Origin of the sequence: Candidatus Pelagibacter sp. HIMB1542 (genome assembly GCF_052047835.1) — a bacterium.
In the GTDB taxonomy this organism is placed as follows: domain Bacteria; phylum Pseudomonadota; class Alphaproteobacteria; order Pelagibacterales; family Pelagibacteraceae; genus Pelagibacter.
On the sequence record NZ_JBNAJB010000001.1, the window covers coordinates 317,590 to 340,180 of the forward strand.

At 31.0% G+C, this 22,591-nt stretch carries 24 protein-coding genes and 1 tRNA gene; 17 read left to right on the forward strand and 8 right to left on the reverse strand.

What is annotated here, in order from left to right; genetic code table 11:
• Positions 1-71: 71 nt before the first annotated feature.
• Positions 72-1,013 carry an ABC transporter substrate-binding protein gene (locus tag ACTTBI_RS01655; RefSeq protein ID WP_440614218.1) on the reverse strand — a complete coding sequence of 314 codons (942 nt, stop codon included), beginning with the start codon at positions 1,011-1,013 and terminating at the stop codon, positions 72-74.
• 202 nt (positions 1,014-1,215) lie between these two features.
• Here ACTTBI_RS01655 and ACTTBI_RS01660 point away from each other — a divergent pair, with 202 nt between their 5' ends.
• Genes ACTTBI_RS01660 through ACTTBI_RS01670 form a run of 3 tightly spaced genes read left to right on the forward strand, consistent with a single transcriptional unit; the run spans position 1,216 to position 6,158 of the window.
• Entirely contained in the window at positions 1,216-2,562 is a 1,347-nt protein-coding gene (locus tag ACTTBI_RS01660) for an aspartate aminotransferase family protein (protein ID WP_440652312.1), read from the forward strand.
• A 30-nt stretch (positions 2,563-2,592) separates the two neighbouring features.
• Positions 2,593-3,711, forward strand: coding sequence for an alanine dehydrogenase (gene ald / locus ACTTBI_RS01665; protein WP_440652313.1), 1,119 nt, complete (start codon positions 2,593-2,595; stop codon positions 3,709-3,711).
• Between the two features lie 2 nt (positions 3,712-3,713).
• On the forward strand, positions 3,714-6,158 hold the full coding sequence (locus ACTTBI_RS01670; protein ID WP_440652314.1) for a GcvT family protein: 2,445 nt from the start codon (positions 3,714-3,716) through the stop codon (positions 6,156-6,158).
• 9 nt (positions 6,159-6,167) lie between these two features.
• Here the strand turns inward: ACTTBI_RS01670 and ACTTBI_RS01675 are convergent, their stop codons facing one another.
• Positions 6,168-6,641, reverse strand: a complete 474-nt coding sequence (locus ACTTBI_RS01675) for a DM13 domain-containing protein (RefSeq protein ID WP_440652315.1) — start codon at positions 6,639-6,641, stop codon at positions 6,168-6,170.
• A 58-nt stretch (positions 6,642-6,699) separates the two neighbouring features.
• On the opposite strand from ACTTBI_RS01675, the gene ACTTBI_RS01680 reads away from it, so the two are divergent.
• Positions 6,700-6,776: transfer RNA gene (locus ACTTBI_RS01680), tRNA-Met, on the forward strand.
• A 1-nt stretch (position 6,777) separates the two neighbouring features.
• Here ACTTBI_RS01680 and ACTTBI_RS01685 read toward each other — a convergent pair.
• Positions 6,778-7,305, reverse strand: coding sequence for an adenine phosphoribosyltransferase (locus ACTTBI_RS01685; protein ID WP_440618283.1), 528 nt, complete (start codon positions 7,303-7,305; stop codon positions 6,778-6,780).
• Positions 7,306-7,338: 33 nt separating this feature from the next.
• Here ACTTBI_RS01685 and ACTTBI_RS01690 point away from each other — a divergent pair, with 33 nt between their 5' ends.
• Genes ACTTBI_RS01690 through ACTTBI_RS01725 form a run of 8 tightly spaced genes read left to right on the forward strand, consistent with a single transcriptional unit; the run spans position 7,339 to position 14,063 of the window.
• Entirely contained in the window at positions 7,339-8,211 is an 873-nt protein-coding gene (locus ACTTBI_RS01690) for an S-methyl-5'-thioadenosine phosphorylase (RefSeq protein WP_440652316.1), read from the forward strand.
• Complete coding sequence (gene mtnA, locus ACTTBI_RS01695; protein ID WP_440652317.1) at positions 8,208-9,278, forward strand: S-methyl-5-thioribose-1-phosphate isomerase; 1,071 nt, start codon at positions 8,208-8,210, stop codon at positions 9,276-9,278. The genes ACTTBI_RS01690 and mtnA overlap by 4 nt, the downstream gene beginning before the upstream one ends.
• On the forward strand, positions 9,275-9,910 hold the full coding sequence (locus ACTTBI_RS01700; protein ID WP_440652318.1) for a class II aldolase/adducin family protein: 636 nt from the start codon (positions 9,275-9,277) through the stop codon (positions 9,908-9,910). The genes mtnA and ACTTBI_RS01700 overlap by 4 nt, the downstream gene beginning before the upstream one ends.
• Positions 9,910-10,950, forward strand: a complete 1,041-nt coding sequence (gene speD / locus ACTTBI_RS01705) for an adenosylmethionine decarboxylase (RefSeq protein WP_440652319.1) — start codon at positions 9,910-9,912, stop codon at positions 10,948-10,950. The genes ACTTBI_RS01700 and speD overlap by 1 nt, the downstream gene beginning before the upstream one ends.
• A gap of 57 nt (positions 10,951-11,007) precedes the next feature.
• Positions 11,008-11,859, forward strand: coding sequence for a transporter substrate-binding domain-containing protein (locus tag ACTTBI_RS01710; RefSeq protein ID WP_440652320.1), 852 nt, complete (start codon positions 11,008-11,010; stop codon positions 11,857-11,859).
• Positions 11,860-11,903: 44 nt separating this feature from the next.
• A complete protein-coding gene (locus tag ACTTBI_RS01715) occupies positions 11,904-12,596 on the forward strand; it encodes an ABC transporter permease (RefSeq protein WP_440618288.1) in 693 nt (230 codons plus the stop codon).
• On the forward strand, positions 12,596-13,273 hold the full coding sequence (locus ACTTBI_RS01720) for an ABC transporter permease (protein ID WP_440633503.1): 678 nt from the start codon (positions 12,596-12,598) through the stop codon (positions 13,271-13,273). The genes ACTTBI_RS01715 and ACTTBI_RS01720 overlap by 1 nt, the downstream gene beginning before the upstream one ends.
• 1 nt (position 13,274) lies before the next feature.
• Positions 13,275-14,063, forward strand: coding sequence for a phytanoyl-CoA dioxygenase family protein (locus ACTTBI_RS01725; protein WP_440652321.1), 789 nt, complete (start codon positions 13,275-13,277; stop codon positions 14,061-14,063).
• Here the strand turns inward: ACTTBI_RS01725 and ACTTBI_RS01730 are convergent.
• Entirely contained in the window at positions 14,053-14,442 is a 390-nt protein-coding gene (locus ACTTBI_RS01730; protein ID WP_440652322.1) for a DUF6165 family protein, read from the reverse strand. The two genes, ACTTBI_RS01725 and ACTTBI_RS01730, sit on opposite strands and share 11 nt — an antisense overlap.
• 32 nt (positions 14,443-14,474) lie before the next feature.
• Here ACTTBI_RS01730 and ACTTBI_RS01735 point away from each other — a divergent pair, with 32 nt between their 5' ends.
• Positions 14,475-15,416 (forward strand): glycosyltransferase family 9 protein, encoded by a 942-nt coding sequence (locus ACTTBI_RS01735; RefSeq protein WP_440652323.1) that lies wholly within the window; start codon positions 14,475-14,477, stop codon positions 15,414-15,416.
• Here the strand turns inward: ACTTBI_RS01735 and ACTTBI_RS01740 are convergent.
• Positions 15,406-16,479, reverse strand: coding sequence for an AbrB family transcriptional regulator (locus ACTTBI_RS01740; RefSeq protein WP_440652324.1), 1,074 nt, complete (start codon positions 16,477-16,479; stop codon positions 15,406-15,408). The genes ACTTBI_RS01735 and ACTTBI_RS01740 overlap by 11 nt on opposite strands.
• Before the next feature lie 80 nt (positions 16,480-16,559).
• Between ACTTBI_RS01740 and ACTTBI_RS01745 the strand changes: the two genes are divergently transcribed.
• From ACTTBI_RS01745 to ACTTBI_RS01755, 3 genes are read left to right on the forward strand one after another with little or no spacing between them, the layout of a single operon-like run.
• Entirely contained in the window at positions 16,560-17,540 is a 981-nt protein-coding gene (locus ACTTBI_RS01745; RefSeq protein WP_440652325.1) for a tripartite tricarboxylate transporter substrate binding protein, read from the forward strand.
• Between the two features lie 28 nt (positions 17,541-17,568).
• Positions 17,569-18,039, forward strand: a complete 471-nt coding sequence (locus tag ACTTBI_RS01750) for a tripartite tricarboxylate transporter TctB family protein (RefSeq protein ID WP_440652326.1) — start codon at positions 17,569-17,571, stop codon at positions 18,037-18,039.
• Positions 18,036-19,535, forward strand: coding sequence for a tripartite tricarboxylate transporter permease (locus ACTTBI_RS01755; protein ID WP_440652327.1), 1,500 nt, complete (start codon positions 18,036-18,038; stop codon positions 19,533-19,535). The genes ACTTBI_RS01750 and ACTTBI_RS01755 overlap by 4 nt, the downstream gene beginning before the upstream one ends.
• Here ACTTBI_RS01755 and ACTTBI_RS01760 read toward each other — a convergent pair.
• Genes ACTTBI_RS01760 through ACTTBI_RS01770 form a run of 3 tightly spaced genes read right to left on the reverse strand, consistent with a single transcriptional unit; the run spans position 19,532 to position 22,055 of the window.
• Complete coding sequence (locus ACTTBI_RS01760) at positions 19,532-20,422, reverse strand: DMT family transporter (protein WP_440652328.1); 891 nt, start codon at positions 20,420-20,422, stop codon at positions 19,532-19,534. The genes ACTTBI_RS01755 and ACTTBI_RS01760 overlap by 4 nt on opposite strands.
• Positions 20,419-21,501, reverse strand: a complete 1,083-nt coding sequence (locus tag ACTTBI_RS01765) for a glycosyltransferase family 4 protein (protein WP_440652329.1) — start codon at positions 21,499-21,501, stop codon at positions 20,419-20,421. Before ACTTBI_RS01765 ends, ACTTBI_RS01760 begins: the two co-directional genes overlap by 4 nt.
• Positions 21,501-22,055, reverse strand: coding sequence for a thioredoxin family protein (locus ACTTBI_RS01770; protein ID WP_440652330.1), 555 nt, complete (start codon positions 22,053-22,055; stop codon positions 21,501-21,503). The genes ACTTBI_RS01765 and ACTTBI_RS01770 overlap by 1 nt, the downstream gene beginning before the upstream one ends.
• A 20-nt stretch (positions 22,056-22,075) precedes the next feature.
• Here ACTTBI_RS01770 and ACTTBI_RS01775 point away from each other — a divergent pair, with 20 nt between their 5' ends.
• On the forward strand, positions 22,076-22,588 hold the full coding sequence (locus tag ACTTBI_RS01775) for a gamma carbonic anhydrase family protein (protein WP_440652331.1): 513 nt from the start codon (positions 22,076-22,078) through the stop codon (positions 22,586-22,588).
• Positions 22,589-22,591: the final 3 nt, after the last annotated feature.

Consider the following 22,591-nt stretch of genomic DNA (forward strand, 5'->3'; position numbering starts at 1 on the left):
GAAATTTTTTAAAAAAATAGGCACTAATTTTTTAAATTAGCGCCTATTTAAAAAGTCTTAAACCTTTAAAATTATAAAGGTAAGAAACTTGTGTCTACGTTACCAGCTGGAGTTCCCATTCCTTTTAAGAACCCATCTAGGTTTCCGCTCTCCATAGAAGCTTTAGTTTCTTCTGGAGTTAAGAATTTAAATCCACTTAAAGTTTCTTTCATGTCAGCAACAGTCATTTCAGAAGCTTTTGACATAGCATTCATATCAGATTTACCTGATCTGTATCTGTCGTTTGCTTCGTGAGTTACTTCGATGAAAGTTCTTAGCATTCCTGGATTTTCTTTCATGAATTTATCTGTAACAGATGTGATATCTATACCTAAAATACCAGCTGCTCTTGCTTCATCTACAGTTAATAATCTTGAACCAACTGCAGTTGCTGCTTTAATAGAGTTACCACCAAATAAACATGCCATTACAACATCACCGCTTACTAATGCAGCAGCACCTTCTTCAGGGTCCATTTGAATAATATCCATTTTACTTCTGTCAGCACCAACAACTTTCATACTTTCGTCAAAAACGTATTCAGCCATTGTTCCAAGTGGAACAGCAACTTTTTTACCTTCTAATTCAGTAGCGTTAGCTTTTGTAATTCCAGATGCATTTGATGTTACACAAGTAGTTCCACCCATTCCGTATTCCATAGCAATATCCACTAACTTAAGTGGTGCATTTGATTTTACAGCATTGATGAAGGGTACTAAACCTTGTGAGTAAGAAATATCAATATCTCCTGCTAACATTGCATCAGTCATAGCTCCACCGTTAGTGAAGTTTGTCCACTTAACTGGTACACCAAGAGCTTTTGCAAAATTTTTCTTCTGCATGTCCTCTAGATTTGGACTTGGCCATTCTAGAAAGTATGCAACTCTAACTTCAGTAGCTGCAGAGTTTGCAACTGAAATTGAAAGGTTAAGAGCAAAAATAGATCCTAGAATAAAACTTAGTATTTTTTTCATTTATTCCCCTATGTTAATTTAATTAAATTATCCTTATTTAAATTCAATTTTGGGTGGTTGTAAAACAAAAAGATAAGCTCAATTAAAAGTTGTATACATATGACGCATCATTTTGGATGGTCAAAATATTTCTAGCAAAGCAATTGATTTAGTCTAATAGTTGGAAATATTTATAACAGTTAATAAAGAGAGAAAAAAATTTATGAGCTCAGAGACAAGAACTTCAGTTCCAAATTCATTAAATGAACATTGGATGCCGTTTACATCGAATAAAGATTTTAAAGCAAACCCAAGATTAATTACTGAAGCAAAAGGAGTTTACTTAAAAACTCACCATGGAAAAACTCAAATTGATGCAAGCTCAGGATTATTTTGTAATCCATTAGGACATGGAAGAAGAGAAATTACAGAAGCAGTTACCAAACAATTAGAGACTTTAGATTATGCACAGCCTTTCCAACAAGGTTTTGGTGGTTCATTTGAATTAGCTACAAAAATTTCAAAACACACTCCAGGTGATTTAAATAAAATGTTTTTTACAATTTGTGGTTCAACTGCTGTTGAAACTGCAATTAAAATTGCAATTGCTTATCATAGAGCAAAAGGAAATGCTCATAGATTTAGATTTGTAGGACGTGAAAGAGGTTATCACGGAATGAATATTGGCTGTGTTTCAGTTGGTGGAATGATTAATAATGTTAAAACATTTGCTAGCATTTTAATGCCAGGTGTTCAACACATGAGACATACACATTTACCAGATCATAAATTTGTAAGTGGTCAACCTGAAACAGGAGGAGATCTTGCAGATGATCTAGAGAGAATTGCAAGTAACTTTGGACCAGAAAATATTGCAGCATGTATCGTAGAACCAATTGCCGGATCTACTGGAACTTTAGTTCCACCAAAAGGATATTTACAAAGATTAAGAGAAATTTGTGACAAACATGGGATTCTTTTGATATTTGATGAAGTGATTACTGGATGGGGAAGAACAGGTTCTTCTTTTGCAAGTCATGAGTTTGGTGTTACTCCAGATTTAATGACTATGGCTAAAGCAACAACTAATGGTGTTGTTCCAATGGGTGTAGTTGCATGTAAAGATGAAATTTATGATGCAGTAATGGATGCTTCACCAATGGGATCTGTTGAATTATTTCATGGATATACTTATTCAGGAATTCCAGTTGCAGTAGCAGCAGGTTTAGCTGTTCAAGATATTTTTGAAAAAGAAGATATCTTTAACAGAGCAAAAAATTTAGCACCTTATTTCCAAAAAGGATTATTTTCTCTTCAAGATTTAGAGTCAGTTGAGAACATAAGAGGTTATGGAATGATGGGTGGTATTGATATGAAAATGAATACTAAACCAGGTAAAGCAGGTTATGAATGTTTTAAAGCTTGTTATGAAGCAGGTGTGAACTTTAAAGCAACTGGTGACTGTCTAATTATCGCTCCTCAATTTATATGTGAAGAAAAACATATAGATGAGATTATTGATAAACTAAGAACAGGTATTACGAACTATCAAAAAAACCAAAAGAACTAATTAGTTTAATTAAAGACATGGAGAGTGCTTATGAAGATAGGCGTACCTAAAGAGATAAAACCTCAAGAAAATAGAATAGGGCTAACACCAGAGAGTGTTAAAACCTTGGTTTCTGAAGGTCACGAAGTTATTGTTGAAAACAATGGTGGTTTTGAAGCTGGATTCGAAAATGATCAATATACAAATGCAGGTGCAAAAATAGCAAGCACAGCAGCTGATATTTTTAATGATGCAGACATAATTGTTAAAGTTAAAGAACCTCAAAAAGTTGAGGTTGATATGATTAGAGAAAATCAAATTGTTTACACATATCTTCACTTAGCAGCAGCAAAAGAATTAACTGAAGGTTTAATTAAATCAAAGAGTGTTAATATAGCTTATGAAACTGTAACAGATGATAATGGGAGATTACCTTTATTAGCCCCAATGAGTGCAGTTGCAGGACGTATGTCAGTACAAGCTGGTGCTCATTGTTTAGAAAAAAATCAAAGTGGAAGAGGACTTTTGTTAGGTGGTGCTCCAGGTGTAACCGGTGGAACTGTTGTAATTTTAGGCGGTGGTGTTGTGGGTGAAAACGCTGCAGTTATTGCAACAGGAATGCAAGCTAAAGTTCATATCGTTGATAAATCAGAGGCTAGATTAAAACAATTAGTGGAGATGTTTGGTGACAAAATTATTCCTGAACAAAGTGACAAAATTGATCTTCCAAAATTAGTTTCTGAAGCAGACTTATTAGTTGGAGGAGTTTTAATTCCAGGTGCTGAAGCTCCAAAATTAGTTACTAAAGACATGATCAAAAGAATGAAAAGAGGATCTGTTATAGTTGATGTTGCAATTGATCAAGGGGGATGTGTTGAAACAAGCAAACCAACTACTCACGGTGAACCAACTTATATCGTTGATGATGTTGTTCATTATTGTGTAGCAAATATGCCAGGTGGAGTTCCAAGAACTTCAACATTAGCGTTAAACAATGCAACGTTACCTTATCTAGTTAAACTTGCTAACAATGGTTATCAAAAAGCACTAAGTGAAGATAAAAACTTTTTAGCTGGATTAAATGTTCATAAAGGAATGGTTACTTATAAGGCAGTTGCAGATGTATTTGGTCACAACTTTGTAGATCCAGGAGAAGCTGTCAAACATTAGTAATGGAAAAAAAGTATCCTTCTAGCACAAAGGTAGTTGTTGTTGGAGGTGGAGTAATTGGTAATTCTGTTGCTTACCACTTAACAAAATTTGGCTGGAAAGATGTTGTTCTTTTAGAAAGAGATCAATTAACATCAGGTACAACTTGGCATGCAGCAGGATTAGTTAGTCAATTAGGCCCAACAGCAGCTGTTACAAAAATTAGAAAATATACTTTAGATCTTTATAAAAAATTAGAGAAAGAAGTTGATCACTCGGCTGGTTTAAGAATTAATGGAGCACTATCAATTGCTCAAACAGATGCTAGATGGCAAGAACTTCAAAGACAGGCAACTACGGCTCAATTGTATGATGTTGATATTAAGATTTTAGATAAAAATCAAATAAAGAAAAATTATCCAATTATGTACACAGAAGATTTAAAAGGTGGAGTGTTGATGCCTGGTGATGGTGCAGCTGATCCAAGTGGTGTTACACATATGTTGGCAAAAGGTGCAAGATTAGGTGGAGCAAAAATATTTGAGCAATCACCTGTTGAAACAATATTAACTAAAAATGGTAGAGTTAGTGGTGTTAGAGTTAATGGGCAAGATATTGAATGTGAATATGTGGTTCTTGCAACAGGTATGTGGTCTAGACAAATTGGAGAAAAAATAGGAGTAAGCATTCCTTTATATCCTGCAGAACATTTTTATGTAATTACAGAGCCAATTCAAAATCTCTCACCAACATTACCTGTAATTAGAGATTTTGACAGCAGTACTTATATTAAAGAAGATGCTGGAAAACTTTTAATTGGAATATTTGAGGGTAAATCAATCCCTGCATTTAAAGATACTAATAAAGTTCCAGAAGATTTTTCATTTGGTGAATTTCCAGAAAATTTTGATCATTTTGAACCATATTTAGAAAAATCCATGAAACGATTCCCAGTTTTAGAGCAAGCTGGAATTAGAAAGTTTTTTTCTGGACCAGAGTCTTTTACGCCTGATACCAATTCTTTATTAGGCGAAGTCCCTGAAGTTAAAAATTTATTTGTTAGTTGTGGCTTGAATAGCATAGGTATTGGTAGTGGAGGAGGAGTTGGAAAAGTAACTGCAGAATGGTTAATGACTGGCCATATTAACAAGGATATTTTTAATTATGATATCAAGAGATTTCAAAAGTTTCATTCAAAATTAGGTTTTATTAAAGATCGTATTACGGAGTCACTTGGAGATTTGTATGGAATGCATTGGCCTTATAAACAACACAAAACATCAAGAAATGTAAAAAAATTACCATACCACGATGAATTAAAAAGTTTTGGTGCATGTTTTGGAGTTTCAGCTGGATATGAAAGACCAATGTGGTTTGCTCTTGATGGAGAAAAAGCAGAGTATGAATACAGTTATAATTACCAAAACTGGTATCCATCAGTTAAATACGAAACTAACAACACACTAACAAATGTTGGTCTATATGATTTGTCTCCTTTCTCTAAATTTGAAATTAAATCCGAGAAAGCACATGAAGATCTTCAGAGAATTTGCACATCAAATATAAAACAGGAACCTGGAAAATGTACTTATACTCATATGGTCAATAAAGATGGAGGAATAGAGACAGATCTTACAGTAGTTTGTATAGATCAAAATCATTTTAGAATTATTAGTTCTGCAGCAACAAGAGAAAGAGATAAATTTCATATTAAAAAGCATCTATCGGATAATGTTGAGTTAACTGACATTACTGATGATTATTGTGTGTTTGGAATATTTGGGCCAAAGAGTAGGCTGTTAATGCAAGATTTAAGCTCAGACGATTTTAGCAATGAAAATTTTAAGTTTGCAAATTCAAAATATATTGAAATTGACGGAACTAAAATATGGACCCAGAGACTATCTTACGTTGGAGAGTTAGGTTATGAGCTATATGTTAAAAATTCTGAGTCTAAAAATATATATGAGAAATTAATAGAAAAAGGTAAAAAATATAATTTATCTAATTGTGGAATGCATGCATTAGATACAATGAGAATGGAAAGTGGTTTTTTACATTGGGGTCATGACATTTCACCAGAAGAAAATCAATATCAAGCTGGTCTTAACTTTACAATTAGTTATAAGAAAGACTTTAATTTTATTGGAAGAGAAGCATTGGAAAAAATAAAAGATAAAAAAATTGATAGGAAGTTTGCTATGTTTGTCCTTAAAAATAATGAACCAGGAAAACCTCTTCTACTTCACGATGAACCAATTTATATAGACAATAAAATAGTTGGAAGAACTACATCGGGTAATTATTCTTTTAACTTCAAAAAAAATCTTGCGTTTGGTTATATAAATAATGACTATTCAGATGATGAACTTCTAAATGGAAAAATTTCAATAGAAATAGAGAAAATTAAATATCCTGCTGAAATTATCTTTAAACCATTAAAGCAAACTAATTTTAAAAATAGTTAATAAAAAAAATTATTGGTATTTAGCTGCAGTTATAAATTCACTGAAACTTTCACACCAAATAACTAGGGTATTGAATTTACTTACATCTACATTTAAAGGAACATCAACAACAAAGTTTTCAAAGCTTTTAATCTCTGCTACATATTTAGCTTCATCTTTAATTGGTAAAAATTCATCCTCATGTTGTGTAAATTCATTTGTTAGATAAAGTTTATAATCTGGCCCGGGTGCAATTGCACCATTAACTGTAATTTTTGTATTTGAAATTGTAACTTTTGCTTCTCCCCAGTGAAATGGATCACTCCCTCTTAAATCTCTTACAAACTCAGTTTGATATTGAGATTTATTTTCATACTCATTAATTTTACTTATTTCGACTGACTCTGGTGCGGTTAAAATTGGTAGAAAATATACACCTAAGCCAAAACCTATTATTAAAAAGAAAAAGTGGCTGATAAATAGAAGAGTAATTTTTTTTTTCATAAGAAATTTACTTATAGTTGAAAGAGTTAATAAATGTAGTATAAATCTCTCACTTCATGGCGGGGTAGCTCAGTTGGTTAGAGCGCGGGACTCATAAGCCCGAGGTCAGTGGTTCGATCCCACTTCCCGCTACCATTTAATGTCCTGGAAATTCTATTAAGTTTTCAACTTTATAATTTTTATTTACCAAATTATCTGATCCACCTAAATCAAATAAATTAATAACAAAAACAAATGCAGCTACTTTTGCATCACACATTTCAACCAATTTAGCAGCAGCTTCTGCGGTGCCACCAGTTGCAATTAAGTCATCAATTATTAAAACAGACTCATCTTTTAAAATAGAGTCTTTATGAACCTCAATAGTTGCAGTTCCATATTCTAATTCAAAATCTACTGAATGTACTTCAGCTGGTAACTTATTTTTTTTTCTCAACATTATAAAAGGTTTTTTAAGTATATAAGAAACAGCAGAGGCAAACACGAAACCTCTTGATTCTATTGCAGCAATTTTATCAATTTTGTATTTTTTAGATCTTTCAATAATTTGATTAATTGTTTCAGCAAAAGCTTCCTCGTTTTTAATTAGAGTAGTTATATCCCTAAATAAAATACCTTTTTTAGGATAATCAGGAATTGATCTAATATGATCTTTTAAATTCATAATACTCAATTATAAATAAATATATTTTAAATTATGACAACAAATAAATTAGCGATAATTGGTGGAAGTGGTCTTTATGATGTTGAAGAATTTACTGACAGAGAATTATTACAAATTGATACACCTTGGGGTAAACCATCTGATCATATATTAAAAACTAATTATAAAAATAAAGAAGTATATTTTTTACCTAGACATGGAAGAGGGCATTTTGTTTCTCCATCTAATATAAATTTTAGAGCAAATATCGATGCGTTAAAACAGTTAGGTGTTACTGATATTGTTTCAGTTTCAGCCGTAGGATCTCTGAAAGAAGAATTGCCACCTGGAAAATTTGTTATTGTTGATCAATTTATTGATAGAACTTTTGCAAGAGTAAAATCTTTTTTTGATGATGAAATCGTTGCTCATGTATCTATGGCACATCCTACATCTAATGGATTAATGAATGCTTGTGAAGATGCGATTAAAAAATCCAATATAGAATATCAAAGAAATGGAACTTATGTTGTTATGGAAGGTCCACAATTTTCTACATTGGCAGAATCTAATTTATACAGATCTTGGAAAGCAGATGTAATTGGTATGACCAATATGCCTGAAGCAAAACTCGCAAGAGAGGCAGAAATTAGGTATGCATCAGTTTCAATGGTTACAGATTTTGATTGTTGGCACCCAGATCATGAAAACGTTGATGTTCAACAAGTGATTAAAGTTTTGTTAGGAAATGCTGAAAAAGCAAAAGTAATGATTAAAAATTTGATTGATAATTTTGAAAGTCATATAGATCCAAACGATCCAACTAATAATTGCTTAGATGTAGCCATTATTACTGCCCCAGAAAAACGAACCCAAAAAACAATAGACAGGTTAAAAACGGTTGCGGGTAGGGTTTTGAGTAAATGAGAATTCAAGGAAAAGAATACCGAACAATATGGTATGAAGATAAAATAGTAAAAATAATTGATCAAACAAAACTTCCACATCAATTTATAATAAAAGATCTTAAATCAATTAAAGATGCAATAAATGCAATCAAGGTAATGGAAGTTAGAGGCGCTCCTTTAATTGGGGCAACAGCTGCCTACGGAATAGTTTTGGCTATTCATGAGAACAACTCTCGCGAATTTATAAGTAAATGTTCGGAAGAATTAATTGATTCAAGACCTACTGCCATAAATTTAAAATGGGCAGTTGATCGTATGATGAAAAAATTATCAGGGATCAATACCGACCAAATTTTAGATATTGCTTTAAAAGAAGCTAAAGAAATTTGTGATGATGATGAAAAATTTTGTGAGAATATAGGTATAAATGGATTAAAAATAATTGAAGAAATCTACAATAAGAAAAAAAGTACAGTAAATATTTTAACTCATTGTAATGCAGGTTGGTTAGCAACTATCAATTGGGGTACAGCGACATCACCAATTTATCATGCTCATAAAAAAGGAATTCCAGTTCATGTCTGGGTAGATGAAACAAGACCAAGAAATCAAGGTGCAAATTTAACTTCATATGAGCTAAATGAGGAAGAAATTCCAAATACAATTATTGCTGATAATACTGGTGGTATTTTAATGCAAAGAGGCGAAGTTGATATGTGTATTGTTGGAACAGATAGAACTTTGTCCAATGGAGATGTATGCAATAAAATTGGAACTTATCTAAAAGCTTTAGCTGCACATGATAACAAAGTCCCTTTTTATGTTGCACTTCCAAGTTCAACAATTGATTGGAATATCAAAGATGCAAAAGACATTCCTATTGAGGAAAGAAATTCTCAGGAATTGTCTCATGTTGAGGGTATTGATGAAAACAATCAAGTTAAGAAAGTTTTGATATACCCACAAAAAAGTAAAGCAATGAATTTAGCTTTTGATGTAACTCCTGCAAAATATGTAAGTGGATTAATTACTGAAAGAGGAGTATGCAAAGCTTCCACCAATGGACTAAAAAACTTATTCAAATGAAAAATTTGAGTTCTGAAATTATTCGATATTCAATAATGTTGAATACAAAAAAATTATCAGCTTTAAGATCTGGAAATATCTCAGTAAGGTATAAAAATGGTTTTTTAATTACCCCGTCTGGAAAAAAATACTCAACTTTAAAAAATAAAGATATAGTTTTCGTTTCATTAGACGGTAAGTTTGACAAGAAAAAAGGTATTCCCTCTTCAGAATGGAAATTTCATCAAGATATTTATAAAAATAAAAAAGAAGCTAAAGCTATTGTTCATGCTCATTCAACAAATGCAACTGCCGTATCTACTCATAATAAAGGAATACCTCCTTTTCATTACATGGTTGCAATGGCAGGTGGCTATGACATTAAATGTGCAAAATATGCAACCTTTGGAACAAGAGAGTTATCTATAAATATTTTGAGAGCTCTAAAAGGTAGAAAAGCTTGCTTAATTGCAAATCACGGTCAGATTGCATTTGAAGATAATTTACCAAAAGCTTTTGAGTTAGCTGAAGAGGTTGAAAATATATCGCTTCAGTATATAACGAGCCTGAAATTGGGTAAGCCTAAAATTCTTTCTATAGCAGAAATGAACAAAGTTTTATTCAAAGCTAAAAATTATAAAAAGGATAGCTAATGACCAAAGTTGGAGAACATATAACTCTAGATATCATTGGAACTACAAAAGAATACGATCCTTCAGTTTATGAAAAAGTAATTCATGAAATTGCAAAAGCTGCAAAAGTTACAATATTAAATATTTCTAAATATAAATTTGAACCACAAGGTTTCACAATATTAGCTCTTTTAGCAGAAAGTCATATTAGTTTTCATACATTTCCTGAAAAAGGAATTATTAGTTTTGATTTTTTTACTTGCGGGAAAGTAAGTCCTTCAGTTGCAATTGATATAATTAAAAAAGAATTTGAACATACAAGAATTGTTAAAAAAGAATTTAATAGAGATACAAAATCACTTTATCATGACATTTATAGTTCTCCAGGTTTACAAAAATCTTATGTAGTAAATGATGTTTTGGAAGATTTTAAATCCAAAGTTGGTCAACATATTGAAATTTTAGATCTTGAGCAGTTTGGAAAATCATTGTTTATAGATGGTGAAATTCAAGTTGCTGCAACCGATGAACACTTATACAGCTCTACATTTGTTGGTTCAGGTTTAAATTTAAACAAAGATAATGAAAGAGCAGCTATCATCGGAGGTGGAGATGGTGGAGTTGCAAGAGAATGTATTTCAAAAAATTTTAACTTTATTGATTGGTATGAGTTAGATCCGGAAGTTGTAGATGTTTGCAATAAACATCTTGGTGATATTGGAAAAAAAGCTACAGAAAAAAATTCAGTTAAATGTGTATGGGGAGATGCATTTGAAAGTATTAAATCAGTTGCTGATGATACTTACGATCATATTTTTGTCGATCTTAATGATGATCAGTTTTGCATCGATCTTGCGGCAAAAAATATGGATTCATTGGTGAGAATATTAAAACCAAAAGGAGTAATTACAGCTCAAGTTGGTAGTCAGGATAAAAAACCTAAGCAAGTTGATAGTTGGTTAAATGTCTTTAATCAAAATTTTGGTAATGCTAAATTATCTAGAGTTTACATACCAAGTTTTGATTGTGCTTGGAATTTTTCATCATCAATAAATCATTAATTTTTCTTTTTTCTTTCTAAAAATTGTGAAATAATTATTCCAATTAAAGGAGAAAATATGAATATATTCAAAAAAACTATTTTAACAGTTCTAGCTTCTTTTTTGATCATCGGAAATGTTTCTGCTGAGAAAATTAAAATTGGAACTGAAGGTGCTTATCCTCCATGGAATTCAAAAGATGCTTCTGGCAATTTAATTGGGTTTGAGGTTGAGCTAGCTCAAGAGCTTTGTAAAATTATGAAGTATGAGTGTACAATCGTTGAGCAAGATTGGGATGGTATGATACCTGCATTAGTAATGAGAAAATTTGATGCAATCATGGCCGGCATGTCAATCACTGATGAAAGAAAGAAAACAATTACTTTCTCACAAGGTTATGCTGATGAAGTTGCATCTCTTGCTGCAATAAAAGGTTCAAGCTTAGAAGGCATGGATACACCAGAAGGTATCAATTTATCTTTAGGTGGTTCTAGTGTTAAAAAAGCACTTAAAACTCTAACTGATGCTCTTGCTGGAAAAACAGTCTGTACTCAAACAGGTACAATTCACCAAAACTTTTTAGAATCTGGTGATGTTGGAAGTGTAAATGTTAGAACTTACAAAACTCAAGACGAGGTTAACTTAGATTTAACTTCTGGAAGATGTGATGTTGCGCTTGCTGCAGCTGTAGCGTTTACAGATTATGCAGATAAATCTGGTAAGCCAGTTGTTTTAGTTGGACCAACTTTTTCAGGAGGTGCATTTGGAAATGGAGTTGGTGTTGGAATCAGACAAGCTAGTGATAGCAAAATCGGAAAAAGAGACGCTAAAATCTTAAAAGATTTCAATAAAGCAATTAACAAAGCTAGAAAACAAGGAATAATAAGCAAACTTGCAATTAAACATTTTGGTTTCGACGCTTCTATGTAATTAATTTTGGATTTGGCGACTATAATATATAGTCGCCAGTCTATATGGAACTTCTTGCATTTGGAAAAACAGGTTGGGGTGACGAGTTATTTTACGCAACCTTAATGACTGTTGCTGTATCTGTTACAGCGATGTTAGTTGGCTTCCTGTTTGCTTTAATTTTTACTCCTCTTAAACTTTCAAAATATAAAACACTAAACTTTATAGGTAATTTTTACACGACAGTAATTAGAGGTGTGCCAGAACTATTAGTAATATATTTATTATTTTTTGGGGGGAGTGGTGCAATCATGTATGTTGCATCAATATTTGGTTATTACGAATACATAGAGATTAATGCATTTATTACTGGCGCAGTTGCGATTGGTATAATTTCAGGAGCTTACTCAACAGAAGTTTTTAGAGGAGCCATTCAGTCTATTGATAAAGGGCAGTTCGAAGCTGCTAAAGTTTTAGGAATAAGCAAGTTTGGTCAATTTTATAAAATAATTCTTCCTCAAATGTTAAGATTAGCAATTCCAAATTTAAGTAATGTTTGGCAAATTACTTTGAAGGATACCTCTTTAATATCAGTAACTGGTTTGGTCGAAATCATGAGACAATCTTATATTGCTGCAGGGTCTACAAGAGATCCATTATTTTTTTATTCTTTTGCAGCAGTTTTATATTTATTGCTCACTTACATAAGTATGAAGTTAATTAATAAATTAGAAGCAAAATATAGTAGGGGTTATTAATGGATTTTGATTTAATGATCACTAGTTTTCCAAAACTCTTAGGAGCAACTGTTATTACTTTAAAACTTTTATCAGCATCTTTGTTTTTTGGATTATTTCTTGGATTATTTTTTGCAATCTTAAGATTAAACAAAAATATATTTATTAATAAATTTGCTTATGGATACTCTTATGTTTTCAGAGGTACTCCTTTATTAGTTCAAATTTTTATTATCTACTTTGGATTAGGACAAATTGAATATTTAAGATCAACAGTTTTATGGGTTGTTTTAAAAGAGCCTTATTGGTGTGCAATTATTGCCTTTACATTAAATACAGGCGCATACACGTCTGAAATTTTAAGATCTGCATTTCAAACTATAAAACCAGGAATTATTGAAGCTGGGAAAAGTCTAGGTATTTCAAACAAAATTATATTTTATAAAATTCAAATACCTATTGCGATTAGACAATCTCTTCCTGCCTATGGAAATGAAATAATTTTAATGATGAAAGGCACTTCATTAGCAAGCACAGTAACACTAATGGACTTAACTGGTGTTGCTAAATACATCATATCAACAACATTTAAGCCTATAGAAGTATTTATTGTGGCTGGTGGAATATATTTGTTTATGACTTTTGTTATTCATAATGTGATTAAGTATTTAGAAAAAAAATATAGCTTCCAACAATAAAATGTATCTTTCTCAAAAACAGATTGATGATTATCAAAATCTTGGTGCAATAATAATTAAAGGTGCATTTCAAGATTGGATTGAGCCATTAAGAAATGGTTTTCAAAAAGTTTTAGACAACCCTAGTCAACATGGAAGGGAAAATGTAAGTGTGAATGAGGGAAGATTTTTTGAAGATTATTGCAATTGGGAAAGAATAAAAGAATTCAAAAATTGTATGTTTAATTCTCTTGCTGCTCAGATAGTTGCTGAAGCTACAAATTCAAATTCTATACAAATTTTTCATGACCATCTTTTTATAAAAGATCCAGGTACAAACAAAGAAACACCTTGGCATCAAGACATGCCATATTATTGTGTTGATGGAGATGATACAGGAAGTTTTTGGATACCATTAGATGAAGTAAATAAAGAAAATAACCTTAAATTAATTTTAAGATCACATAAATGGCAAAAACTTTTAAGACCCACTAAATGGTCTAACAATCAACCTTGGTATGAAGATGATAGTTCTTTTATGAACCTTCCAAAAAAAGAAGAATTTGAAGAAGATGTATTGGTTCCAGATATAAATTTAGGTGATGCAGTTTTGTTTAATTTTAAAACCGTTCATGGTTCCACAGGAAATCAAAGTTCTCAATCTCGTAGAGCATTTTCTATGAGATTTATAGGTGATGATGTTACTTTTACTGAAAGAGGTGGTCCAACATCACCACCATTCGATGGAATTAATTTAAAATCAGGAGATCGGATGAGACAGGATTGGTTTCCAAAAGTTTTTAGTAACTAGTATACTCTTTAATCTCTTTAATAGCAGAACCAGTATGGTTATTCATTTCTAATTTTATTTTTGCACGATCATCATTTAAAAAATGAACATCTCTAGAAAGTTTTATAAATTTTTCTCCGAAATCTTTATTTTTCTCACAATCTCTTTTATCATCTTCAATAACCCAAAGTTTGGCATTTATATCTTTTAAGTCTTGAAATAATTTTTCAAGTTTCTCATCGGACTGAACATTTTTTTCTAACTGATTTTTAAGAATAGAGTGCTCATTGTTTATAAAACTTAATTTTTCTGGGTCTTTAATTTTATCTTGTTTGATTTCTAATATTGAAATCTTGTCTAAAAGTTCACCAACAGAAACCTCGACTATAATTTTATTCATAAAACTTTATACTATGTTAAGTTGTTAGAATTATGTCTAATATTTTAATTATTAAACATGGATCTTTAGGCGATATAGCTCAAGCGTGTGGGGCAATTCAAGATATTTCTGAAAATCATAAAGAAGATCAAATTCATTTATTAACAACAAAACCTTATTTTGAACTATTTAAAAAAAACCCACATATTTCAAATGTTATTCTAGATAAGAGATTATCAAAAATTAATTTAATTTATTTATATTTACTAATGAGGGAGATTAAAAAACATAATTTCTCAAAAGTTTATGATCTTCAAAATTCAAGTAGAACATCTTTTTATAAAAACATTTTATTTCCTAAAGCTGACAAAACCATTTGGAGTTCAACAGAAACAACTCTACCAGAAGGAACAACCAAAAAAGATTTTGATAAAGATTCTGTTCTTTCAAGATTTGATCATCAGTTAAAATCTTCAGGAATTAATACCAATCATACAATGAAACCAGATTTTTCATGGAGTACAGTTGATATTTCAGAAATAAAAAAAAGTTATGAACTAGATAAATACATAATACTTTTTCCTTTTTGCTCACCTCATTTAACTTCAAAGAAATGGCCTTATTATAATGATCTAATAAATATGATTAATGAAAAATTTGAAAATAAATTTAAAGTGGTTACAGCTCCTGGACCAGATGAAATTAAAGATGCAAAAAATATAAATGCTTTATGTGTTTTAGATAATGGCAAAGCTTTAAATATTTCACAATTATCTGCATTGATTAAAGATAGTTCATTTGTGGTCGCTAATGATACTGGACCCGCTCATATAACCGCACACTTAGGATCAAGGGGTGTTGCTTTATTTGGTTCTCACACTACTCCATTTAAAGTCAGTATTGAAAGAGATAACTTTACAGCAATACAAGCCCCCGAATTATCAAAACTCTCGGCAGAAAAAGTTTTTGAAAGACTTTCTAAAATTATTTCTTAATTTTTTCTAAAACTCTTAAAAATATTGGAACTGTGAAAAGGATAAAAAGTAATCTTATAATATGATGAAAAGCAACAAAGTCTGGGTCTAAATCAAAAGCAATTGCTATAACTGCCACTTCATAAATTCCTCCAGGACTAAAAGATAATATTAAAGTTAAAATATTTGTATCAACAAAGAATGTTGCAATAAATGAAGCAAGTAAGCCCAATGTCACCAATATTACTGTCGCTACGATACTATGTAGTGAATTGTTTGCAATTTCCTTCACTGTTTTTTCAGCAAATCTACATCCAACAGAAGAACCAAGAATTAACAGACAAAAATTTACTGTTTCGTTTGGCAATTTATACGTTGCTACATCTGTAATTTGTAATAGGCCGCTTGCAAATAATGTTCCTGATAATAAGGCTGCTGGCACTCTAATTTTCTCAAAAACAAAAATAAAAAATAAAGAAGCAACAATAAGTAAAATTAAATTTAAATGATTTTGAGCCAAGTAATTAAATTCATCATTTAACAAAACATCATTTTGAGTGTTATTTACTATAATAAATGGAATGACGGTTATTATGATGATTAATCTAATTAAGTGAGAGGTTGCAACTTGAGATAAATCCGTTTTTTCATTTTCAGCTAAAATCATTAATGGACCTAAAGCACCAGGAGCAGCAGAAAATATAGAGGCTTTGTTACCGTAATTTGCAAATTTTTGCAGATACTTAGCAACAACTAAAATACAGATTATTATGTAGATTAGCATAATTATCGAAGTCCAAATCCAATCAAACATTTGATTAAATAGATTTTGATCTATGTAATTTCCAATATGCAAACCTAAAATTATCAAGATAAAACTTAATATAATTTTAGGCATAATGATTTTTAGTCCTGATAATGCAGCAATTGATGTGATAATCATAGGACCTAAAAACCAAGCAAGTGGAATATTGAATTGTTCCGCAATTATTGCACTTGGTACACTTATCAAAAAAACAGTTAGAAATTTTAATGTAAATAACTGAGACAAATTTTCTTTGATTTTCTGAGTCGATGAATTCATCTTTAAATTTCTATATGATTGACACTACTTTATATTAAATGTTTAATATAATTTAATTAATAAACAAGAAGAGAGGTATTATGAGAAATCTTAAAAAATTATTTTCAGTATTATTCTCAGCAATCCTATTATTCTCAGCAACAACTACTAGCTCAGTAGCAATTGATAAATTGCACTTTGTAATCGGTGGTGGTGCTGGTGGTGGTTGGGATGGAACTGCTAGAGGTACTGGAGAAGCTTTAACAAAAGCTGGTATGTTAAAAAGTGCATCATTTGAAAATATGTCAGGTGGTGGTGGTGGTAAAGCACTTGCTTACATGATTAATACTAAACCTGCTAATACAGTTTTAGTTCAATCTACACCATTAGTATTAAGATCAATTACTAGACACGAAGGTTACGTAAAAGGTAGCGGAACTTTATCTTATAAAGATGTTGTGCCGATTGCTGGTGTTATTGGTGACTACGGTGCTATTGCAGTTGCAAAAAACTCACCTTACAAAAACTTTAAAGATGTAGTTGATGCATACAAAAAAGATCCAAGCTCAATTAAAATGGCTGGTGGATCAGTAAGAGGAAGTATGGACCATTTAATTGGCGCTTTAGCATTCCAAGCTGCAGGTGCAGATCCAAATGCTGTTGCATACATTCCTTATGATGCTGGTGGAAAAGCTTTAGCTGGACTTTTATCTGGAGAAACTCAAATCATTTCAACTGGTTTAGGTGAATTGATGGGTGCAAGAGACCAAGTAACAATTATTGGTATTACTGCTCCTTCAAGAGTTTCTGATGCACCAGATGCACCAACTCTTAAAGAACAAGGGTATGATGTACAATTCGTTAACTGGAGAGGTTTCTTTGGCCCTCCAGGTATGAGCAATTCTGATAAAGCTGCAATTGCAAAAATGCTAGGCGATGTACAAAAAACTCCTGAATGGGAAACAGTGAGAGCAAGAAATGCTTGGGTTAATATTTATAACCCTGAAGGTAAGTTTGTTTCATTCTTAGAAAAACAAACTGAAGAAATGACAGCTCTTATGAAAAAACTAGGAGTTATCTAACCTTTGGTTAGAAATTAAAATTAGAGCAGTGAATATAAATACTACAAAAATTATATCACTGCTCTTTTTTATTTTTTCAGCATTTTATTTATATTTAGCTTATCAAATTCAAGTTTTTACATTTGATGAAAATGCTCCATTTAATGCTAGAACATTTCCAATTTATTTAGGTTATGCAGGATTATTTTTTTCTGGATTAAAACTTATTTTACCAGACCCAAATACAATTAAAGTTGAGCATAAAAATTTAGAGTATAAAAAAACTGGTATACTTATACTTATTGCAATTATTTATGGAGCTACAATTTTAAAAGTTGGTTATTTTTTAACTACTTCATTCTTTTTATTTGCTTCATATTATTTTTTAGGAGAACGAAGGTGGATTTTAATGTTCTTATTATCCTTTCCATTTGTTGCTGCCTTTATGTATTTGCTTCATGGTATTCTTGATATTTATTTAAGAGATCCATTTCTACAATTAATTGGAGTTATGGGATGATCGAAGGAATACTAATTGGATTAACAACAGCACTTACATTTCAAAATATACTTATGGTTATGGTTGGTTGTTTTTTTGGAACAATCATTGGAATGCTTCCTGGTCTTGGTCCAATGACTGCAATTGCTTTAATGATACCTATTACATATGGTTTTGAACCTGCAACTGGATTAATTTTAATGGCTGGAGTTTATTATGGAGCAGTATTTGGTGGATCAACTTCTTCAATACTATTAAATGCCCCCGGTGTTCCAGGAACAGTTGCAACTTCATTTGATGGTTATCCAATGGCACAACAAGGTAAAGCTGGAAAAGCTTTAGCTATTGCAGCATGGAGTTCATTTGCTGGCGGAACATTATCTGCAATTTATTTATTATTTATGGCACCAAGCTTATCCAAAGTAAGTTTATCTTTTAGATCACCTGATTATTTTGCTTTGATGATTTTAGGTTTAACAGCCATTGCAGCTTTTTCATCTAAGGGACAATTTTTAAAAGCAATGATGATGGTTGTCTTAGGTTTAATGTTAGCATCTGTTGGTCAAGATAGTTTGTCTGATATTACAAGATATACATTTAATAATATGAACTTAACTGATGGGATTAGCTTCGTACTAGTTGTGATGGCAACTTTTGCGATGAGTGAAGCTTTAACAATTATTTTAAAGAGAAATGATCCAACAACTGCTGCTAAACAAGTTTCATTAACTGAATTAGGGTCAATTAAAATTAATAAAGAAGAACGAACTAAAATGTATAAAACAATTCCAAGATCATCAGTAATTGGTTTTTTAATTGGTGTTTTACCTGGAGCTGGTGCAACAATTGCTTCCTTTTTGGCTTATGGAATGGAACGAAACTTAGTTAGTGATCAGGAAAAAGAAAAATTTGGTAAGGGAAGCGTAAATGGTTTATCAGCACCAGAAACTGCAAATAATGCCGCTTGCTCTGGTTCTTTTGTACCAATGCTTACTTTAGGAATTCCTGGGAGTGGAACTACAGCTGTTATGCTAGGAGCTCTTTTAGGTTTTGGTGTTCAGCCTGGACCTAGACTTTATATGACAAACCCAGAGATTTTTTGGTCAATAATTATGTCAATGTATATTGGGATGGTAATTCTTCTTATATTAAACTTACCACTCATCCCTTATATAGCTAGAATTCTTGCTGTTCCTAAAAATTATTTAATTCCTTTAATTTTATTTTTCTCTGTTACCGGGATTTATGTAATGTCATTTAATAATTTTGATATTTATTTAATGATTGGGATAGCAGTAGTTGCAACTTTTTTAAGATTATATGATTTCCCTATGCCACCTTTGATATTAGCTTTTGTACTTGGTGGATTGATGGAAGAAAACCTTAGAAGATCTTTATTATTAAGTAATGGTTCGTGGGAATTTTTGTGGGACAGAACATTAACTGCATGTATCCTTGCTACTACAATTTTAATTGTAGTTTGGCATATCTACAAAACCTTTAAGAAGAAAAATTAAGATTTAATATCTATTCGTTTTCTAATAATTTCTTTATCAAGCTTCATTTCACGATAAGACATAATGAAAACTCCTAAAAATATAATACTAGCACCAATCCAAGTGAAGAGATCAGGGATTTCGCTAAACACAAAATAGCCAATTAAAGATGCAAATACTAAACTTAGAAAAGAATAGGGTTGTGTCATGCTTACATCAACTAATTTATAAGCGTGATTAATACAAAGATGCAACAATGTGCCAGATAGACCTGCAAAGAACAAATAAATCAAAGTCTGTAAACTAGGTGTTTGCCAATAAAACATTGCAATAAGGAAACTAAAAATAGTCATATAACAGTATCCATAAGATAAAATTGTAATTGAACTATCGTCTTTGGTTATAGTTTTTGTAATTATAATCACTATTGACCACATAAAAGAAGATGCCAGTGCCATGTACACTCCAATAGAGATTTCAATAATACCTGGTCTTAAAATTACCAGCATACCAATAAATCCTAAAACTAGTGCAAAACTTCTGTAGATATAAATTTTTTCTCCAAGAAACAAAACAGCCAAAATAGTTACTATGAAAGGAACAACAAAAGATATTGCTGTAGCTTTTTCAATTGGCATCATTGTTAAAGCTGAGAAATATAAAAGCATTGAAGGCAAGTTTAGAACTGCTCTAAGAAAATGTTTTTTATGATGATTAGATTTAAAAACTGCAAATTTAGTTTTTAACATATAAGGAAAAATAATCAGGAAACCAAATAAAAATCTAAAAAAACCTGCCACATAAACATTAACTTCCTCTTGTGCTAACTTTAAAAAAGTTAACATTAATGTTCCACAAAAAACTGAAATAATAATTAAAAAAATTGCTAATTTATTATTTGAAATCAATTTAGTATCTTTTTGTATTCTTCAATTATTTTTGACCATTGAAATTTATTCACAAATTCTTTTGCATTTTTTCCATGTTCTAAATATTTTTTATTTTCTAACATTGAGTTAATTGAAGAATAAATATCATCAAGATTATTTCCATCACATATTAAACCAGTATTTTTATGATCTATTGCATCTGCCGCACCTCCATCTTTACCACCTATAGATGGTACACCGTATTGTGCTGCTTCAACGTATGCAATTCCAAACCCTTCAACAGATTTTTTATGAATTATAGATGGCATTACAAATAAATTTGACTTAGCAATTAGTGCATTTTTTAAATCATCACTAATATCTTTAAAAAACATTACTTGTTCATCTAAATTTAATTCTTTTACTAATTTTTTAATATTTTCTTCTTCATCGCCGTATCCAATACAAATGTAGACGATATCTGGATAGATTTGTTTTAGATTTCTAAGAGCCATCACTACTTTTTCATGATTTTTTCTTTTATCAAATCTTGAAACAGTAATTAATCTTGGCGTTTTAACTTTTAATAAGCTTTCAATTTTTTCTAATGATTTTTCGTTTAATTCTTTTGGTAGATCTACTCCACAATTTATAACAACAATTTTATTTTCATTAACACCGCATTCAATAGCAAGGTTTTTAGTATACTGTGAGTTAGCAATAACTTTTTCTGCATTGTTGAGAACATTTAAAATTCTTTTATTTTGAGTGGATCCTTTAGGATGATTAATCTCTTTGCCATGTATAAGGCAATATTTTTTTTTAGAAGTTTTGATAAGTTCCAAACTTTTCCAATGATCTCCAATTATTCCTTCAACTTTATTCTCTTTAACAAACTCATTAATTAATTGAGCTTTTCTGTATTTTCTAAGAAGTTTTATTCCACCAACTCTCTCGATTGAAAACGAGGCTTGTTCATCAAAATCTTTATGATTATCAATATGATCTGCAAAAACTTTTATCATAAAGTTTTTAGACAACTCTCTTGATAAACCCCACATCAAGCTTTGCATTCCACCAAGCTCAGGAGGAAAAGATCTAGTAACAATTAAATACATTAATTAGTTTTCCACTTTATACTACAGCCAGCACTAGGAATTTGGTCTTTAGGACCTTCACCTGTTTCAGCAATTTGTTTCATAGCTTTTAACAAATCACTTTCACCTTCTTTAACAGGCATAAGATTTCTCAATTCTCTTAATCTTCCACGATATTGAAGTTCTAAATTTTTGTTATATCCAAAAAAATCTGGTGTGCAGACAGCGTCATATGCCTTAGCAATATTTTGTGTTTCGTCGTTTAAGTAAGGAAAATTAAAATTGTTATCTTTTGAAAATTTAATCATATTTTCAAAAGAGTCTTCTGGATAATTCTCAGCATCATTTGCACAGATTGCTACAGAATTTATTCCAATTTTTTTTAATTCATTGCAATCTTCAACTATTTCTTTTGTAATGGCCTTTACATAAGGACAATGATTACAGATAAACATTATCAAAGTTCCATTTTCTCCCTTGATATCATCTAACGAAAGAATTTTATTTTCAGTTGATTTTAATTCAAATGGAATAGCTTTTTGACCAAAATCACATATTGGAGTTTGTATTGGCATACTGTAAGAATATATAAATTATGTTTTATGATTTAAAAGATAAAAAACCAAAAAACTCTGGCGAAAATTGGGTAGCTCCAAACGCAACTGTAATTGGAGATATCACATTAGAGAAAAATACAAGCATATGGTTTAATGCTGTTTTAAGAGGAGATATAGAAAATATTCATATAGGTGAGGGATCTAATATTCAAGATGGTAGTGTATTACACACAGATCCTGGCTGTCCGTTAAGAGTAGGTAAAAATGTTACTGTAGGTCATTTAGTGATGCTTCATGGATGTACCATTGGAGATAATAGTTTAATTGGAATTGGAGCAGTAATTTTGAACAAAGCAAATATTGGAAAAAACTGTATCATTGGAGCAAAAGCATTAATAACTGAAAATAAAGTGATACCTGACAATTCTTTAGTTGTTGGTTCTCCGGGAAAAGTTATAAGAGAAGTGACTGATGAAGAAAAAAAAGCTGTAGAGGAAAATACTAAACACTATCAAGATAACTGGAAGAAATATTCAAAATCAATATTTTAAATA

Coding starts and splice junctions, on each gene's coding strand:
- ACTTBI_RS01655 (WP_440614218.1), bottom strand. CDS start 1,013: ATGAAAAAAATACTAAGTTTTATTCTAGGATCTATTTTTGCTCTTAAC.
- ACTTBI_RS01660 (WP_440652312.1), top strand. CDS start 1,216: ATGAGCTCAGAGACAAGAACTTCAGTTCCAAATTCATTAAATGAACAT.
- ald (WP_440652313.1), top strand. CDS start 2,593: ATGAAGATAGGCGTACCTAAAGAGATAAAACCTCAAGAAAATAGAATA.
- ACTTBI_RS01670 (WP_440652314.1), top strand. CDS start 3,714: ATGGAAAAAAAGTATCCTTCTAGCACAAAGGTAGTTGTTGTTGGAGGT.
- ACTTBI_RS01675 (WP_440652315.1), bottom strand. CDS start 6,641: ATGAAAAAAAAAATTACTCTTCTATTTATCAGCCACTTTTTCTTTTTA.
- ACTTBI_RS01685 (WP_440618283.1), bottom strand. CDS start 7,305: ATGAATTTAAAAGATCATATTAGATCAATTCCTGATTATCCTAAAAAA.
- ACTTBI_RS01690 (WP_440652316.1), top strand. CDS start 7,339: ATGACAACAAATAAATTAGCGATAATTGGTGGAAGTGGTCTTTATGAT.
- mtnA (WP_440652317.1), top strand. CDS start 8,208: ATGAGAATTCAAGGAAAAGAATACCGAACAATATGGTATGAAGATAAA.
- ACTTBI_RS01700 (WP_440652318.1), top strand. CDS start 9,275: ATGAAAAATTTGAGTTCTGAAATTATTCGATATTCAATAATGTTGAAT.
- speD (WP_440652319.1), top strand. CDS start 9,910: ATGACCAAAGTTGGAGAACATATAACTCTAGATATCATTGGAACTACA.
- ACTTBI_RS01710 (WP_440652320.1), top strand. CDS start 11,008: ATGAATATATTCAAAAAAACTATTTTAACAGTTCTAGCTTCTTTTTTG.
- ACTTBI_RS01715 (WP_440618288.1), top strand. CDS start 11,904: ATGGAACTTCTTGCATTTGGAAAAACAGGTTGGGGTGACGAGTTATTT.
- ACTTBI_RS01720 (WP_440633503.1), top strand. CDS start 12,596: ATGGATTTTGATTTAATGATCACTAGTTTTCCAAAACTCTTAGGAGCA.
- ACTTBI_RS01725 (WP_440652321.1), top strand. CDS start 13,275: ATGTATCTTTCTCAAAAACAGATTGATGATTATCAAAATCTTGGTGCA.
- ACTTBI_RS01730 (WP_440652322.1), bottom strand. CDS start 14,442: ATGAATAAAATTATAGTCGAGGTTTCTGTTGGTGAACTTTTAGACAAG.
- ACTTBI_RS01735 (WP_440652323.1), top strand. CDS start 14,475: ATGTCTAATATTTTAATTATTAAACATGGATCTTTAGGCGATATAGCT.
- ACTTBI_RS01740 (WP_440652324.1), bottom strand. CDS start 16,479: ATGAATTCATCGACTCAGAAAATCAAAGAAAATTTGTCTCAGTTATTT.
- ACTTBI_RS01745 (WP_440652325.1), top strand. CDS start 16,560: ATGAGAAATCTTAAAAAATTATTTTCAGTATTATTCTCAGCAATCCTA.
- ACTTBI_RS01755 (WP_440652327.1), top strand. CDS start 18,036: ATGATCGAAGGAATACTAATTGGATTAACAACAGCACTTACATTTCAA.
- ACTTBI_RS01765 (WP_440652329.1), bottom strand. CDS start 21,501: ATGTATTTAATTGTTACTAGATCTTTTCCTCCTGAGCTTGGTGGAATG.
- ACTTBI_RS01770 (WP_440652330.1), bottom strand. CDS start 22,055: ATGCCAATACAAACTCCAATATGTGATTTTGGTCAAAAAGCTATTCCA.
- ACTTBI_RS01775 (WP_440652331.1), top strand. CDS start 22,076: ATGTTTTATGATTTAAAAGATAAAAAACCAAAAAACTCTGGCGAAAAT.